The organism is Enterobacter sp. UCD-UG_FMILLET (genome assembly GCF_000762975.1).
GTDB lineage: Bacteria > Pseudomonadota > Gammaproteobacteria > Enterobacterales > Enterobacteriaceae > Enterobacter > Enterobacter dykesii.
In genome coordinates, this window is record NZ_JRJC01000006.1 from 161,077 (window position 1) to 177,486 (window position 16,410).

The 16,410-nt window shown below is 51.6% G+C and carries 17 protein-coding genes and 1 tRNA gene; 13 read left to right on the top strand and 5 right to left on the bottom strand.

The window, feature by feature from the left end:
- Window positions 1–85 precede the first annotated feature (85 nt).
- Entirely contained in the window at window positions 86–817 is a 732-nt protein-coding gene (locus tag LA04_RS01210) for a MurR/RpiR family transcriptional regulator (protein WP_047650199.1), read from the bottom strand.
- A gap of 265 nt (window positions 818–1,082) precedes the next feature.
- Between LA04_RS01210 and trhA the strand changes: the two genes are divergently transcribed.
- Complete coding sequence (gene trhA / locus LA04_RS01215) at window positions 1,083–1,742, top strand: PAQR family membrane homeostasis protein TrhA (protein WP_047650200.1); 660 nt, start codon at window positions 1,083–1,085, stop codon at window positions 1,740–1,742.
- Window positions 1,743–1,816: 74 nt separating this feature from the next.
- On the opposite strand, the gene ygfZ is transcribed toward trhA, so the two are convergent.
- Entirely contained in the window at window positions 1,817–2,797 is a 981-nt protein-coding gene (ygfZ, locus tag LA04_RS01220) for a tRNA-modifying protein YgfZ (protein ID WP_047650201.1), read from the bottom strand.
- Window positions 2,798–3,091: 294 nt separating this feature from the next.
- Here ygfZ and sdhE point away from each other — a divergent pair, with 294 nt between their 5' ends.
- Window positions 3,092–3,358 carry an FAD assembly factor SdhE gene (gene sdhE / locus LA04_RS01225; RefSeq protein WP_010435322.1) on the top strand — a complete coding sequence of 89 codons (267 nt, stop codon included), beginning with the start codon at window positions 3,092–3,094 and terminating at the stop codon, window positions 3,356–3,358.
- On the top strand, window positions 3,339–3,749 hold the full coding sequence (locus LA04_RS01230; RefSeq protein ID WP_021242050.1) for a protein YgfX: 411 nt from the start codon (window positions 3,339–3,341) through the stop codon (window positions 3,747–3,749). The genes sdhE and LA04_RS01230 overlap by 20 nt, the downstream gene beginning before the upstream one ends.
- Before the next feature lie 6 nt (window positions 3,750–3,755).
- Here LA04_RS01230 and fldB read toward each other — a convergent pair whose 3' ends face one another.
- On the bottom strand, window positions 3,756–4,277 hold the full coding sequence (gene fldB / locus LA04_RS01235; protein WP_008499710.1) for a flavodoxin FldB: 522 nt from the start codon (window positions 4,275–4,277) through the stop codon (window positions 3,756–3,758).
- Between the two features lie 101 nt (window positions 4,278–4,378).
- Between fldB and xerD the strand changes: the two genes are divergently transcribed.
- From xerD to lysS, 5 genes are all read left to right on the top strand, one after another.
- Window positions 4,379–5,275, top strand: coding sequence for a site-specific tyrosine recombinase XerD (gene xerD, locus LA04_RS01240; protein ID WP_023309098.1), 897 nt, complete (start codon window positions 4,379–4,381; stop codon window positions 5,273–5,275).
- Window positions 5,276–5,303: 28 nt separating this feature from the next.
- Window positions 5,304–6,017 (top strand): bifunctional protein-disulfide isomerase/oxidoreductase DsbC, encoded by a 714-nt coding sequence (dsbC, locus tag LA04_RS01245; RefSeq protein ID WP_029740340.1) that lies wholly within the window; start codon window positions 5,304–5,306, stop codon window positions 6,015–6,017.
- Between the two features lie 5 nt (window positions 6,018–6,022).
- Window positions 6,023–7,756 carry a single-stranded-DNA-specific exonuclease RecJ gene (gene recJ / locus LA04_RS01250; protein ID WP_047650203.1) on the top strand — a complete coding sequence of 578 codons (1,734 nt, stop codon included), beginning with the start codon at window positions 6,023–6,025 and terminating at the stop codon, window positions 7,754–7,756.
- Between the two features lie 90 nt (window positions 7,757–7,846).
- Window positions 7,847–8,945, top strand: a protein-coding gene (prfB, locus tag LA04_RS01260; RefSeq protein WP_096151315.1) for a peptide chain release factor 2 whose coding sequence is annotated in 2 segments (ribosomal slippage) — window positions 7,847–7,921 and window positions 7,923–8,945 — 1,098 coding nt in all. Because the reading frame shifts where the segments join, the coding sequence is not laid out codon by codon here.
- Window positions 8,946–8,954: 9 nt separating this feature from the next.
- Complete coding sequence (lysS, locus tag LA04_RS01265; RefSeq protein ID WP_023309094.1) at window positions 8,955–10,472, top strand: lysine--tRNA ligase; 1,518 nt, start codon at window positions 8,955–8,957, stop codon at window positions 10,470–10,472.
- Between the two features lie 38 nt (window positions 10,473–10,510).
- Here lysS and idi read toward each other — a convergent pair whose 3' ends face one another.
- Window positions 10,511–11,053 (bottom strand): isopentenyl-diphosphate Delta-isomerase, encoded by a 543-nt coding sequence (gene idi, locus LA04_RS01270; protein ID WP_047650204.1) that lies wholly within the window; start codon window positions 11,051–11,053, stop codon window positions 10,511–10,513.
- Between the two features lie 163 nt (window positions 11,054–11,216).
- Between idi and actS the strand changes: the two genes are divergently transcribed.
- From actS to LA04_RS01285, 3 genes are all read left to right on the top strand, one after another.
- Window positions 11,217–11,960 (top strand): amidase activator ActS, encoded by a 744-nt coding sequence (gene actS, locus LA04_RS01275; protein WP_047650206.1) that lies wholly within the window; start codon window positions 11,217–11,219, stop codon window positions 11,958–11,960.
- Between the two features lie 80 nt (window positions 11,961–12,040).
- A tRNA-Gly gene (locus LA04_RS01280) sits at window positions 12,041–12,114 on the top strand.
- A 596-nt stretch (window positions 12,115–12,710) separates the two neighbouring features.
- The gene (locus tag LA04_RS01285; protein ID WP_047650207.1) at window positions 12,711–13,025 is read left to right on the top strand and encodes a hypothetical protein; all 315 of its coding nucleotides are present in this window, start codon (window positions 12,711–12,713) and stop codon (window positions 13,023–13,025) included.
- On the opposite strand, the gene LA04_RS01290 is transcribed toward LA04_RS01285, so the two are convergent.
- Window positions 13,022–13,828 carry a DUF4225 domain-containing protein gene (locus LA04_RS01290; protein ID WP_047650208.1) on the bottom strand — a complete coding sequence of 269 codons (807 nt, stop codon included), beginning with the start codon at window positions 13,826–13,828 and terminating at the stop codon, window positions 13,022–13,024. The two genes, LA04_RS01285 and LA04_RS01290, sit on opposite strands and share 4 nt — an antisense overlap.
- Before the next feature lie 577 nt (window positions 13,829–14,405).
- Here LA04_RS01290 and LA04_RS01295 point away from each other — a divergent pair.
- Window positions 14,406–14,939, top strand: coding sequence for a hypothetical protein (locus tag LA04_RS01295; RefSeq protein WP_023307520.1), 534 nt, complete (start codon window positions 14,406–14,408; stop codon window positions 14,937–14,939).
- Window positions 14,940–14,944: 5 nt separating this feature from the next.
- Window positions 14,945–15,667 (top strand): hypothetical protein, encoded by a 723-nt coding sequence (locus LA04_RS01300; RefSeq protein ID WP_047650209.1) that lies wholly within the window; start codon window positions 14,945–14,947, stop codon window positions 15,665–15,667.
- The last annotated feature ends 743 nt before the right edge of the window (window positions 15,668–16,410 follow it).

Here is a 16,410-nt window from a genome sequence, read left to right on the forward strand (position 1 = left end):
ATCGAGTCTAGCAAAGCGAAATGGAATGTCACGATATAACAATTCACAGTAAATGTGATTTGTCACATCAAAAAAACAGGGTGTTTTATTCTGTGAGTTTCTTCGCCAGTTTACGTCCGAGAGATTCCAGAATATAAATGACGGGAATTTGCGTGGTGATGTCGTAGACGCCTGCAATACGCGTCTGAGGAACGTGCCAGGAGAGATTAAAGTCCGCCAGTTTTGCGAGACGCGAGTGCTCGTGGCTGGTTATCGAGAGCACCTTGCAGTGATGCAGGCTGAACTGGCTGGCGAAGCGCAGGATCTCCTCGGTCTCGCCCGAGACGGAAAGCACAATCGCCAGCGCATTTTTCGCCATATCATTGGTGACCGGGAAATAAGGATCATCAATATGGTTACTGAATTTCCCGATATTAGAAAAGAAGCGTGCGCCATATTTTGCCAGCGAACCCGATGTTCCGGCACCGACAAATATAATTCGCTCTGACGATAAAATAATATCAACCGCCTTATCTAATAACGCGTCGAACTCTTCATTATTCACGCTTTTAAAAAAGCTGATAATTTCGCTGGCACCGAAATTCGCCTGCTGGGGCTCGTTCTGTTCAAGATAAAGCTTAAAGCGCACCCGAAATTCAGAATACCCTTCGCAGTTAAGCTTGCGGCAAAAGCGCAGGATAGTGGTGGTTGAGACGTCTGCCGCATCCGCCAGCTCGCGGATGGTCATGTACATGACTTTGTCACGATTTTTTATGACATAGTTGTAGACCATCATCTCCAGGTTATTGAGACTGGCAATGGCGGAATGGGTGAACATACTCACAATGGCATAACTCTCATTCTGAACTCATCGTCATATCATAACATGCACCCGGAGGGCAGGATCCATTTTTATACTCTTGATTCATAATGATTAAATTTTTATGTGAACAATTGTTAGGTGAAAGATTTCATTATATCTATGATTTTTAGGTATAAATTTTGAAATGAAATTATTTTAGCTAACAGGTGTTCACTGGAATCATTCTCAGTTAGCATAGTTATGCGATGAATAATCATCTTTTGTTTTCCCGGAGTTTTGTATGGTGAGTAGACCATTAATCGCACAGGGATATTCGCTGGCTGAGGAAGTAGCCAACAGCATCAGCCACGGTATTGGCCTGGTGTTTGGGATTGTCGGTTTAGTGTTATTGCTGGTACAGGCGGTAGACGCCAATGCCAGCGCGATGGCCATTACCAGCTACAGCCTGTATGGCGGGAGTATGATCCTGCTGTTCCTGGCGTCGACGCTGTATCACGCGATCCCGCATCAGCGGGCCAAGATGTGGCTCAAGAAATTTGACCACTGCGCTATCTATCTTCTTATTGCAGGCACCTACACACCGTTTTTGCTGGTGGGGCTCAACTCACCGCTGTCGCGTGGCCTGATGATTGTTATCTGGAGCCTGGCACTGCTGGGGATCCTGTTTAAGCTGACCATCGCGCACCGGTTTAAGGTGCTGTCACTGGTCACCTATCTGACAATGGGCTGGCTGTCGCTGATTGTGGTGTATCAACTGGCAATCAAACTGTCGGTAGGGGGCGTGACGCTTCTGGCCTTAGGTGGCGTGGTGTACTCGCTCGGCGTGATTTTCTACGTCTGCAAGCGCATCCCATACAACCATGCCATCTGGCACGGCTTTGTGCTTGGCGGCAGCGTATGCCACTTTTTGGCGATCTATTTGTACGTGGGGCAGGCGTAGTTTTTTCCACCGTGCGGGCGGTTGCCCTTACCCTGGCCCTCTCCCAAAGGGAGAGGGAGGACACCTGTAGACTATTACTCTTCTAACGAATACGGCAACGGCTCGATGCTCAGCGTTTTCGCATCGTCACGCACGCGGAACACGCTATCGGCTTCCATGTCGTTGTTCATGACGGCTTGAACTAAAAGACGTCCATCATCCAGCTGTACGGCGGCTAACACGGTGCCGGTGCGGCGCCAGTTATCACCCATCTTCAGCTCTAAGTCTTCACCCGCTTCAGGTACACGGCTGGCATGGCCCGCCAGCGTCCAGAGCGCTCGTTTGTTTGCCCCGCGGAATTTTGCACGCGCCACCATCTCCTGGCCGGTGTAACAGCCCTTTTTAAAGCTGATGCCCCCCAGCGCCTGCAGGTTTGTTGCCTGAGGAATGAACTGCGCGCTGTTTGCTGCGTCAATCACCGGCAGACCCGCTTCGATGTTCAGCGCCAGCCACTGCTGACTGTTGTTTAGCTGCGCTTCGCCGCGCAGCGCTTCGGTCACGCGTTCGACCGTTGCCGCATCCGTGACTAACAGGAAACGCTCCGCCGGGTGTTCAAACCACAGGATGGAGGTCGCGCCTTCGCTGACCACCTGCTTTTCTGCGTCCGGCAGTTCGCTGAAGAGATTTTTCAGTGCCGCTCGCGCCTGGAAACCAGCCACGCCCAGCAGGACATGTTCGTCGTCCGGGGCGATAGTGACTTTGGAAAAGACCGCGTACTTCTTCAGCTCTTTGAGCTGGGCCTCTTGCAGGCTGCGGCGCTCAATAAAGGCAAAGCCGTCCTGACGGCGGAAGAGGCGCAGGTTGCTCCACATTTTGCCTTTTGGGTCGCAATGCGCGGCCAGCAGGTGCTGGTGTTCGGTCATCTGGCTGACGTCGGCGGTCACCTGGCCCTGCAGATATTTGTCGGCGTCGGCACCGGTGAGCGTTGCCAGCGCCCAGTCATCAAGAGAAATAAGCGTCAGCGGCAGACGCGCAGAGGCGGCGGGCTGGCGAGGAGAAAATGGTGTAAATGCCATAACGATATCCTGAATTGCTTAACGCTTTGATAATGCCTAATGGTAAAAGAGCCTGCAGGCAATGCAAGCGCTTTCAACAGACCATTTGTGCCCTAAACCAGTTATGCGTAGCGTTACGCAAAATAATGTAATCCGCTGTCTTTGTGGGGTTTATTCTGGAAGCCTGCTCGGCGATCGCAATATTCCAGTAATGAAACGGTCAAAAACACGTTACACTAGCTGGTGTCCCCGTAGAGAAATAAAGAACACTGAACGGGGTACCGACTGTGCCAAACGTAATGCAGGAAACTGAACATGGATATTAACAACAAGGCCCGTATTCACTGGGCGTGCCGTCGCGGCATGCGTGAACTTGATATTTCCATCATGCCTTTCTTCGAATATGAGTATGACAGCTTAAGCGATGATGATAAGCGTCTGTTTGTTCGCCTGCTTGAGTCTGACGATCCGGATTTATTCAACTGGCTGATGAACCACGGCAAACCCGCCGACACCGAGTTGCAACGGATGGTGCAATTAATTCAAACACGGAATCGGGAACGTGGTCCTGTGGCAATCTGATCTTCGCGTCTCGTGGCGCTCGCAGTGGATGTCTTTATTGCTCCACGGCCTGGTTGCGGCCTTTGTGTTGCTGATGCCGTGGCCGCTGAGCTATACGCCGCTGTGGCTGTTGTTACTCTCGTTTGTCGTGTTTGACAGCGTACGCAGCCAGCGTCGCATTAATGCTCGTCAGGGAGAGATCAAGCTACTGATGGATTCCCGCCTGCGCTGGCAGGGTAAAGAGTGGGATATTCTTGGTATGCCCTGGATGCTCAACTGCGGCATGATGTTACGGTTACGCAAGGTGGACGGCGGGCGTTGCCAGCATCTGTGGCTGGCGGCTGACAGTATGGATGCTGCCGAGTGGCGAGACCTGCGCCGGATGCTGTTGCAACAGACGACGCAGGGATAATGCGCGTTAGCTAAACTTTTCTGCCATTTCGCCCAGAATCTGCTCGCACCAGGTTTGCAGGCGCTCATCGCTGAGATCGTACTGATTGGTTTCATCCAGCGCGAGCCCAACAAACAGCTCGCCGTCGGCAATAATCGGTTTTTTACTGGTGAACTCGTAACCTTCGGTTGGCCAGTAGCCGATAAACGACACCCCTTTCGGTGCCAGTTTGTCATGCAGCATGCCGAGCGCGTCCAGGAACCATTCCCCGTAACCGAGCTGGTCCCCCATGCCGTACATGGCAATGATTTTGCCGTCGAGGTTGACTGAGTCGAGTTGATCCCAGATGGCTTCCCAGTCTTCCTGTATCTCACCAAAATCCCAGGTTGGGATGCCAAGGATCAGGACATCGTACTGTTCCATCAGCGCGACCGCGTCATCTTTCAGGTTATGCAACGTCACCAGTTCCGGGCCAATGATGTCGCGAATTTTCTCTGCCGCCATTTCGGTGTAGCAGGTGCTGGAACCATAGAACAGACCAATATTCATCGCGTAACTATCTCAATTCTTGCTTTGACTATGCGCGTAGTGTACCAGAAACCGGTCGCAATCAGGCATAATGGCCTGACTGCAGAATCAAAGGGGCTGATGTGGAAAAGGATCTCGCACTGATCGAACAGTTTCTCGACGCGCTGTGGCTGGAGAAAAATCTGGCCGAGAATACCCTCAGCGCCTACCGTCGCGATCTCACCATGCTGGTGGAGTGGCTTGCGCACCGGGGGTTATCCCTTGCGAGCGCGCAGCGTGATGACCTGCAGGCGCTGCTGGGGGAACGTATCGCTGGGGGCTACAAAGCCACCAGTTCCGCGCGTTTGCTTAGCGCCATGCGTCGGCTGTTCCAGCATCTCTACCGTGAGAAGATTCGCGAAGACGATCCCAGCGCGCTGCTGGCTTCCCCTAAGCTTCCGCAGCGGCTGCCGAAAGATCTCAGCGAAGCACAAGTTGAGAGATTATTACAGTCACCGGCTGTTGACCTGCCGCTGGAGTTACGCGATAAAGCCATGCTTGAGCTATTGTATGCTACCGGCTTGCGCGTTTCGGAACTGGTTGGCCTGACGATGAGCGACATCAGCCTGCGTCAGGGCGTGGTGCGCGTCATCGGTAAAGGAAATAAGGAAAGGCTGGTTCCGCTGGGGGAAGAGGCGGTTTACTGGCTGGAAACGTACCTGGAGCATGGCCGTCCGTGGCTGCTCAATGGTACGTCTATCGACGTCCTGTTTCCGAGCCAGCGCGCCCAGCAGATGACGCGGCAAACGTTCTGGCATCGCATCAAGCATTACGCCACACTGGCGGGTATCGACAGTGAAAAGCTTTCGCCGCACGTATTGCGTCACGCCTTCGCGACGCATCTGTTAAACCACGGCGCTGATTTACGCGTGGTGCAGATGCTGCTGGGGCACAGCGATCTTTCCACGACGCAAATTTACACCCATGTCGCGACGGAACGCCTGCGGCAGCTACACCAACAGCACCACCCTCGTGCGTGAGTGCCGACGAATTGTAACAGGATCACATATGAAAAAATCTTTCGCGCTGTTCACCCTGCTGGCAGCCTCATTTACCGGTTTCGCCCATGCGGACGACGCCGCCATCAAACAGTCGCTGGCTAAGCTTGGCGTCACCGGCAGCGATATTCAGCCAGCACCGGTCGCTGGGATGAAAACGGTACTGACCAACAGCGGCGTGCTGTACGTCACCGAAGACGGCAAGCACATTATTCAGGGGCCAATGTACGACGTGAGCGGCGCGCAGCCGGTCAACGTGACCAACCAGCTGCTGATGAAAAACCTGAACGCGCTCGAAAAAGAGATGATCGTCTATAAGGCGGCGCAGGAAAAACACGTTATTACCGTTTTCACCGACATCACCTGCGGCTACTGCCACAAGCTGCATGAAGAGATGAAAGACTACAACGCGCTGGGTATTACCGTGCGCTATCTGGCCTTCCCACGCGCGGGCGTGCAGAGCCAGCCAGAGCAGGACATGAAGGCTATCTGGTGTGCGAAAGACCGCAACAAAGCGTTTGACGACGCGATGAACGGCAAAGGCGTTAAGCCGGCCTCCTGCGACATTGATATCGCTAACCACTACGCGCTCGGCGTGCAGTTTGGCGTGAGCGGTACGCCAGCGATTGTCCTGAGCAACGGCTATGTCGTTCCGGGCTATCAGGGGCCAAAAGAGATGAAAGAGTTCCTCGACGCGCACCAGAAACAGTTTGGTGGTAAATAATCCGCGTGAAAGCCCCGATAAAATTGCGCCGCCGCGAGGCGGTTGAACCGGTTGATTTGCCAGACGATCTCCCGGCGCTGCTTAAGCGCCTCTACGCAAGCCGCGGCGTGCGTCGCGCTGAGGATCTTGAGCGCAGCGTGAAAGGGATGCTGCCCTGGCAGCAGCTGAGCGGTATCGAAAAAGCTACCGAAATGCTCTACAACGCGCTGCGTGAAGGAACGCGGATTGTGGTGGTAGGGGATTTCGACGCCGACGGCGCAACCAGCACCGCGCTGAGCGTGCTCAGCCTGCGCGCGCTGGGCTGCGATAACGTCACGTATCTGGTGCCTAACCGTTTTGAAGACGGCTATGGCCTCAGCCCGGAAGTGGTCGATCAGGCCCACGCCCGCGGTGCGCAGATGATCATGACCGTCGATAACGGGATCTCTTCCCATGCGGGCGTCGATCATGCCCACGCGTTGGGGATCCCGGTGCTGGTTACCGATCACCACCTGCCGGGCGAAACGCTGCCGGATGCGGAAGCGATTATTAACCCCAACCTGCGCGACTGCGATTTCCCATCGAAATCCCTTGCGGGCGTAGGCGTGGCGTTTTATCTGATGCTGGCGTTACGGACCCTGCTGCGCGATAAGGGCTGGTTCGAATCCCTCGGTATTGCCGTACCGAACCTGGCCGAATATCTCGATCTGGTGGCGCTGGGCACCGTCGCGGACGTGGTACCGCTCGATACCAATAACCGCATTTTGACCTGGCAGGGCCTAAGCCGCATTCGCGCGGGCAAGTGCCGTCCGGGGATCAAGGCGCTGCTGGAGATTGCCAACCGCGATCCGCTCAAGCTGGCAGCAAGCGATTTGGGCTTTGCCCTCGGCCCGCGTCTGAACGCGGCCGGAAGGCTGGACGATATGTCCGTCGGCGTGGCGCTGCTGCTGTGCGACAACATTGGTGAAGCGCGTGTGCTGGCCAACGAGCTGGATGCGCTGAACCAGACTCGTAAAGAGATTGAGCAGGGGATGCAGGCCGAAGCGCTGACCCTGTGCGAAACGCTTGAACGCAGCGGCGATACGCTGCCGGGGGGCCTGGCGATGTACCATCCCGAGTGGCATCAGGGCGTGGTCGGCATTCTGGCGTCGCGTATTAAAGAACGTTTCCACCGTCCGGTGATCGCCTTCGCGCCCGCGGGTGACGGCACGCTGAAAGGCTCTGGCCGCTCGATTCAGGGTCTGCACATGCGCGATGCGCTGGAGCGTCTCGATACGCTGTATCCGGGTCTGATGATCAAGTTTGGCGGTCATGCGATGGCGGCTGGCCTGTCTCTGGAAGAGGCGAAATTCGACGAATTCCAGCGGCTGTTTGGTGAGCTTGTCACCGACTGGATTGACCCGGCCCTGCTGCAGGGGGAAGTGGTGTCCGATGGCGAGCTTTCACCGCTTGAGATGACGATGGACGTGGCGCAAATGCTCCGCGATGCCGGCCCGTGGGGGCAGATGTTCCCGGAACCGCTGTTTGACGGTCGTTTCCGTCTGCTGCAGCAGCGCATCGTCGGCGAACGTCATCTGAAGGTGATGGTTGAGCCGGTCGGCGGCGGCCCGCTGCTGGACGGCATTGCCTTCAACGTCGATACCTCCATCTGGCCGGACAACGGCGTGCGCGAGGTCGAGCTGGCGTATAAACTGGACATCAACGAGTTTCGCGGTAACCGCACCCTTCAGATCATCATCGACAATATCTGGCCAATTTAGCGGCAGTAATCTCTATAAAAAAGGGCGTGGATTCGGTACAATCCCGCTCTTATCACCGCATTTTGACAAGTCCATAAAAGAAAACAGACCATGTTTGAAATTAATCCGGTAAAAAACCGTATTCAGGACCTCACGGAGCGCTCTGACGTTCTTAGGGGGTATCTTTGACTACGATGCCAAGAAAGAGCGTCTTGAAGAAGTAAACGCCGAGCTGGAACAGCCGGACGTCTGGAACGAACCTGAACGCGCACAGGCGCTGGGTAAAGAGCGTTCCTCTCTCGAAGCTATCGTAGATACGCTGGATCAAATGGCCCAGGGGCTGGAAGATGTTTCCGGTTTACTGGAGCTGGCCGTCGAAGCCGACGACGAAGAAACCTTTAACGAAGCCGTGGCAGAACTCGACGTGCTGGAAGAGAAGCTGGCGCAGCTGGAATTCCGCCGTATGTTCTCCGGCGAATACGACAGCGCTGACTGCTATCTCGATATTCAGGCGGGTTCTGGCGGCACCGAAGCGCAGGACTGGGCCAGCATGCTGACGCGTATGTACCTGCGTTGGGCTGAAGCGCGCGGCTTCAAAACCGAAATTATCGAAGAGTCTGAAGGTGAAGTCGCAGGTCTGAAATCCGTCACCATCAAGATCATTGGCGATTACGCCTACGGCTGGCTGCGTACCGAAACCGGCGTTCACCGCCTGGTGCGTAAGAGCCCGTTCGACTCCGGTGGCCGTCGTCATACCTCCTTCAGCTCCGCGTTTGTTTATCCGGAAGTTGATGAAGATATTGATATCGAAATTAACCCGGCGGACCTGCGTATCGACGTTTATCGCGCATCCGGCGCGGGTGGTCAGCACGTTAACCGTACGGAATCAGCGGTGCGTATTACCCACATTCCAACCGGGCTGGTAACACAGTGCCAGAACGACCGTTCCCAGCATAAGAACAAAGACCAGGCCATGAAGCAGATGAAAGCGAAGCTTTATGAGCTGGAGATGCAGAAGAAAAATGCTGAGAAACAGGCGATGGAAGACAACAAGTCCGACATCGGTTGGGGCAGCCAGATCCGTTCTTACGTCCTTGATGACTCCCGCATCAAAGACCTGCGTACCGGGGTTGAAACCCGCAACACGCAGGCGGTGCTGGACGGCAGCCTGGACCAATTTATCGAAGCAAGTTTGAAAGCAGGGTTATGAGGAACCAACATGTCTGAACAACAAGCACAGGGCGCTGACGCGGTAGTCGATCTTAACAACGAACTGAAAACCCGCCGCGAGAAGCTGGCAGCGCTGCGCGAGCAGGGCGTGCCGTTCCCGAACGATTTTCGTCGTGACCACACCTCAGACCAACTGCACGCTGACTTCGACGCGAAAGAGAACGAAGAGCTGGAAGCGCTGAACGTTGAAGTGGCCGTTGCTGGCCGCATGATGACCCGTCGTATCATGGGTAAAGCCTCCTTCGTGACCTTGCAGGACGTGGGCGGCCGTATTCAGCTGTACGTTTCCCGTGACGACCTGCCGGAAGGCATCTACAACGAGCAGTTCAAGAAGTGGGACCTGGGCGATATCCTGGGCGCGAAAGGTAAACTGTTCAAAACCAAAACCGGTGAACTGTCTATCCACTGCACCGAGCTGCGTCTGCTGACCAAAGCCCTGCGCCCGCTGCCGGACAAATTCCACGGCCTGCAGGATCAGGAAGCGCGCTATCGTCAGCGCTACCTGGATCTCATCTCTAACGATGAATCCCGCAAGACCTTTAAAATTCGCTCCCAGATCATGGCCGGTATCCGCCAGTTCATGGTGAACCGCGACTTTATGGAAGTGGAAACCCCAATGATGCAGGTGATCCCTGGCGGCGCGTCTGCGCGTCCGTTCATCACCCATCACAACGCCCTGGACCTGGACATGTACCTGCGTATCGCGCCGGAACTGTACCTGAAGCGTCTGGTGGTCGGTGGTTTCGACCGTGTGTTCGAAATCAACCGTAACTTCCGTAACGAAGGTATCTCCGTTCGTCATAACCCAGAGTTCACCATGATGGAACTCTACATGGCGTATGCAGATTACAAAGATCTAATCGAGCTGACCGAATCCCTGTTCCGTACCCTGGCGCAGGACATCCTGGGCACCACGCAGGTTCCTTACGGTGAAGAAGTCTTCGACTTCGGCAAGCCGTTCGAAAAACTGACCATGCGCGAAGCGATCAAGAAGTACCGCCCGGAAACCAACATGGCGGATCTGGATAACTTCGATTCTGCGAAAGCGATCGCCGAAAGCATCGGTATCAAGGTTGAGAAGAGCTGGGGTCTGGGCCGTATCGTGACCGAGATCTTCGAAGAAGTGGCCGAAGCGCACCTGATTCAGCCGACCTTCATCACCGAATACCCGGCGGAAGTCTCTCCGCTGGCGCGTCGTAATGACGAGAACCCGGAAATCACCGATCGCTTCGAATTCTTCATCGGCGGCCGTGAAATCGGCAACGGCTTTAGCGAGCTGAACGATGCGGAAGACCAGGCTCAGCGCTTCCAGGATCAGGTTGACGCGAAAGCGGCAGGCGACGACGAAGCGATGTTCTTCGACGAAGACTACGTGACCGCGCTGGAGCACGGCCTGCCACCAACGGCGGGTCTGGGTATTGGTATCGACCGTATGGTCATGCTGTTCACCAACAGCCACACCATCCGCGACGTGATCCTGTTCCCGGCGATGCGCCCGGTGAAATAAGGCGTTTAGATGTCAAAAAAGCCCCGAAAGGGGCTTTTTTATTGCGCCGCGAAGGCTTTGAGTTTTTCGCGGGCGGTCGTCGCTTCCATGACCATCCACGGGCTAAAGGCCCAGGGCGTCGCGTCCAGCGCGCGGAATAACGCGTCCAGCTCAACCCACTGATAGTCCATCACTTCATCTTCGTTTATCGTCACGTCATTGGTGATGCGGGCGGCGAATACTGGGCAAATTTCATTTTCCACGATCCCGGACGGGTCGGTTTCCCGATAGCGAAATTCAGGGGCGACGGCGGTGATATCGGTTAGCTCAGCGCCTACTTCAAAGCGGCAGCGGCGGATTATCGCCTGTATCGTCTCTTCGCCGGACTGTGGGTGTCCGCAGACGGAGTTGGTCCAGACGCCGGGCCAGGCCTTTTTGCTTAAGGCGCGTCGGGTGATCAGACACTCGCCTTTTGCGTTAAAAAGCCAGGAAGAGAAAGCCAGATGCAGCGGGGTATGTAAGGTGTGCGCGGCATATTTTTCCTGAGTGCCAATCACCTTTCCCTGGTCATTTACCAAAATAACGTGTTCTTGAATACTCATTGATGCTCCAGTGCCAAAATGCCGAGTGGTTCAGCACCATCAGCAGGATCATTATACTGCATTCTTATACGAACGGTTTGGCGCGTAGAGCGGAAAAGGGCATGACCCATATTCGTTTTGGCTGTTATCATAGTGCGCCATTCACGCTGACCGAGGATCTGTTTTGTTTGCAGGAAGCCTGACGAGAAATCCCATCATCGCCATTTTTTGCCTGACGCTGACGCTATTGCTGGCGGGCTGTTCAGGGAGCAAATCTTCGGATATGGGTAGCTATTCCGGTTCGGTCTATACCGTTAAGCGCGGGGATACCCTGTATCGAATTTCGCGCGCAACGGGGACCAGCGTGAAGGATCTGGCGCGTCTGAATAATCTCTCACCACCCTACACCATCGAGGTGGGGCAAAAGCTGAAGGTTAGCGGCGGCTCGTCCTCGGGCAAAAAATCCTCTTCGAAAGGCAAAACCGCCAAAGTGACGCCGTCCTATCAGGTGCCTCAATCATCCTGGCCGCCGGTCGGTCAGCGCTGCTGGATCTGGCCTGCCAGCGGTAAAGTGGTCGCCCCTTACTCGCTCTCTGAAGGTGGCAACAAGGGTATTGATATCGCCGCTGCGCGCGGTACGCCGGTTTATGCCTCCGGGGCCGGGAAGGTGGTTTACGTGGGTAACCAGCTGCGCGGCTACGGTAACCTGATCATGATTAAGCATGGTGAAGACTACATTACGGCCTATGCGCACAACGACACGATGCTGGTCAACAACGGGCAGAACGTCAAAGCCGGGCAGAAGATTGCCACCATGGGCAGCACCGGTACGGACGCAGTGAAGCTGCACTTCCAGATTCGCTATAAGGCAACGGCCATCGACCCGCAGCGCTATCTGCCTGCGCCCGGCAGCAAACCGAAGTGCTAAGTGATTATTTAATCGCCGGTTAGTTGTGAATAGGCTTGTATGAAGGTGCGTAAGGTCTATAATGCCTTACGCACCTCAAAGCGGGCGTAGTTCAATGGTAGAACGAGAGCTTCCCAAGCTCTATACGAGGGTTCGATTCCCTTCGCCCGCTCCAGTCTCCTGATAAATCAACAAGTTATGATTTATCAGTTATTTACGTTGCCCCGCTTTAGCAGGTACAACTTAAACTACCCATTGTTCTACGCCCGCACCTGTCGCGTGATTGGTCTGTGGTACAAGGGAGCATATCATCACGCTGGCGGTGGTTCCAAGTTCTTACCGCGACAATACAACAACGAACAAAAGCCGCATACCTGGCATAACTCCCGAACAGATTGATCACACGCATTTAAGCCCGATGTGTGGCCGTATGAGCCACGTAAACAGGTGAATAATGCTAAACGTACCTGCACACGATATGCAGGCCCTGCCAGAGCTTCGCTCACGCTCCGAAAGGTACACGAGCACCCTGATAAGTTGTGATCCCTCTGACAATCTGATTTGGTCACTGGTGACTTTCGCAAAGCGAAACCAACTAGGTTGGCCTGATGCAGTCGCTACGCTCCGCTTGTTGCTTGTACCACTAACGGGGCTTTATGGCTTCTATTGTCTGAAATCTGATACATTGCACAAACATCATGTGGATTACTGTAAAGTTCATCACTATGATTATGTGTGCCATTGCCAGTTAAGAAATGCGGAGAGGACAATATGGATGTTACTGATGAGGCTTTGTTGAGTTCTGGCTTTACACCATCGGATTTGAAGAAGATAAAGAACAACGTTGAAAGCTATGGTGGAACGCTGGGGAATGCAATCAGGGACCTGGCCAAGCGATTTATTCTTGCCGTGTGGGTTGTATCCGGTTGCCTTGCTGTATTCATTTTTCTTGTGATGTTCGCATCTGAGCAGAGTGTTTTCTCTGGTGCTATTGGCCTTTCTTGTGGCGCAGCGGTTGCAATTTTTATACAACCGCCTGTACTTGCTTATAAATCTTGGCGATTCTGTAGAGTGAACAAATCTTAATTAGCATTGTTATCAGTAGCTAAAAGATCAAAAATGACTTTCGCTTTAACACCATATCCAGCGATTTTCATCGTTAGCTTAGGCTTGCTCATTGTGTCAACTTTTCGGTAGTAATCACGCGGTAGCCAACGGAATAATCGCCAAGCTCCGGGTTTCCTTGCTAAGCCGAAGATACTATAGACACTCGCCCCTAGAGTCACCGTGTTATAAAGAGCTAATCCACTTCTTGGGCTAAACCCCATAAATTGTGCGGTCTCCATTGCGCCATCAGCAAAAATTCCTTCCGATTTGGATTGTTCACCATAGCGAAGATGGCTTGCTTCTTTTGTTATACCGTTAATACCATCAACAAATAAAACTGCTCCTGCAAGAACTCCAACAGGGGTCATAGTGGACATCATAACCATCCCACCAAATAATGCTGCTCCAGATACCACTATATGGATTGCCGAAATCACGTATCCGACGATTTTATTGTTTTCCCTGACAAACTCGACCTTTGCATAAAGTTGGGCGGCTTTGGTTCTTAACAAGCGTTCTTGTTCTTGCAGATTATCTGTTTCGGCACGCAGATTTTTGATGCATGCAATGCATTCTTCATCGGTTTTGGCCCGTCGTGCAGTTTCAAATTCTTTCTCTACGACCTGCCTTATCTCTTCGACAAACCTGATACGTGTTATCCCATCTTGCAAATAGAATGCTGATAGCCGATTTGCAGTTTCGACGAGTTTCCGGGCTTCCAGATTTACCATGGTATCTGACCATGTTCTGTTCCAGCCCCTGTTGAGCAGCGCAATATCCATTAAAGACTCCTTCCTAAAATGTGTCTGGTCATTTTACGTGCAATAAGGTCGAAGACAACAGGAAATACTTTCACAACCCGCCCCCGTGGGTGTCCCGTTGCTTTATCCTTGCAGTTTACATTCTCCTGTTCAAAATATCCCCGGCTCTGTTGGTGATCTGCTAGACCGTCAGCCCAAGCCCTCGGTAAAAAGCGCTTTTCTTCTCCAAATATCGCTACGTGATGCCTTCAGCGACACGCCTCACTGCAACAAGCAGTGCAGTTACACAATGCTGCTTTGGGCTGACGCAAGGGAGATAACTTGATGTTTTGAAGTGCGTCTGTTCACTAATTGTACAGTTATTTAACATATTCATTGTTATGCGTAGTGATTATGTAACTGCAATATTCTGATGTCACTTTTTGAACCCATTTATGTCACTGTTTCTGGCATAGGGAGCAAATCCTCAGGCCATGGAGACATCAGGATGCTTGTGACCATGGTAGAAAAAATCTCTGGCAGATGCTGCTATCATATACACCATCCACCGCAAATAGGGTATAGTAGTGGTAGTGTTGATATTTAAATGAGTTAAAAAATGAGTATTTCTGAGTTGGGTGGCGTATTAAAGACAATAGAAAACATAACCAACGTCAAAGAGGAAAAAACTGATAGCGATGTGGCATACTCTTTTGGTTCGCTAGACTATTACAATGATGAAGTCGGTATAATGTCCTATACCTACCTCATACAAACAAGAAATGAGGTAAAGTTAGTAACTTTATCGAACAGTTTCGAGTATGACACAATTGGCTTATATTCCGATACCAGATTATTTAAAATGGTGAATGATTTCAATTCAACATATATGGGATACAAGGCATTCGTATTAGAAAAAAGGAAGGATGAAAGTATTATTGGCTTGAGTCTTAAGCGAGATATGAACGATACGCTTTCAGTAACCTTCAACACTGACTTGGTTTTTTATCGTCATACAGACCTATCTAAAGAAGAAACAAAAAGATCATTTACTATTTGCTTAAATATCCTCAGTAATGCACCTTCATTATTCAGCGAAATGATGACAAAGTATGGCATTCGGCATAAAAACATATCTAACGAAAATATGTAATAAAAATGAAATTCATAACATTACTACAATATGCGATTCCATCACTCATTATATTTTTGCTAAACAAATATGTACCATCTATAGATAATTCAGCCGCTCAATTGGTATACCCAATCGTGGTTCTAGTAAGTATTTATATCTCATCTAAGCTCACAGAATCAGAAACTAACGAAAAAATAGAAAATGAGAAGAAAGGGATTAGAACAATATATTTAGAGTTACTATCAAGACAAAACAAAAGGCACTCGATAGAACTTGGTGTTATAAAAGATAAAATCAAGTCCGAAATATCAAGTGTAATTCAGGCAGAAACGATTAAAAAAGTCTCCTCCGTGGAAAGTGAGTTAACACTTGAGAAAAATAAAGCTTTTGGTGTTGCTCAAAGAAATGAAGAGTTACAGGAAGAGATTGAAAATCTTATGCTTGAAAACGATTATTATCAAAGTGAAAAAATAAAACACAATGATAGTTCGCAACGACTTTTAGACCTGATCAGGGGCTTTCATCATAACCTTGAGCAAATTCTTAAAAAAAGCAACATTGAATCTGATGAGTTGGATAAAATAAATCAATTGTCTATTGTTTTGCACAATAATATAGATGAGTTCAACAGTTCGATTCAAGATATAGTAAGGCAGGAACAATTAAGAAATGTTAACAAAAGACAGAAAAAACAAGGGGGGTATTCATTTACATCCCCTTTGGTTGGCAATGATGGCTTAAGGTAATAAGATTTCCGAATGCAGTAAGCCTAAGCCGGAAATTCAATCTTTCCGGCTCGGATCTTTCGGTTTTCTTATACCTCAATGACGCCATCAGCACTCCCCTTGATTTGTCAAAAGCATAATAAATCTTTTAAAGATCATCTTATGTTCCATTGCTTAAGTTAAATAGTTAAATAGTTAAATAGTTAAATAAGTTGCTTTTTTCTTTCTGTTTTTCTACTTTCAAATATTAAAGGCAGAAAATCACATGATTATCAATAAATCTACTTACTAAAATGTACCTTTGAAAAGTAGACTCTCTGCGGTACGCTTTTCGGAATCATTCACCTCGATTTTTCACGCAGCGCGCCGGATGGCTTCCGCCCCGGACGGGGCCCTGAATCCCCCTGATATCTGATGCTCCAGAGCTTAACCTGTCGCCAGCTGTCATTCTGCCCAATGAGAATTTCATGCCAATGCTGCCCGGAGGTAAAGACCCGGTTAATCCTGCCCCGTCCTAGCTGCTTTCCCTCAACTTTGCCCGCAGTTGGCTGACCAGGGCCTCATTCCTTGGCATTGTCGCCGGCATGATCGGGGCCGCTTCCTGAGTTCTGCAGCAGGGACAGCCTGCGGCGCCATCACGTAATGGGCGCATGGAACTCCTGTGCGACACTGGCCGTGCCACTGCCACTGCCACTGCCACTGCCACTATCTGCGGCAGCCCAGGGCATCCCGCAATGTCTGTAAACCAGGCAAGTGCAGGTGTT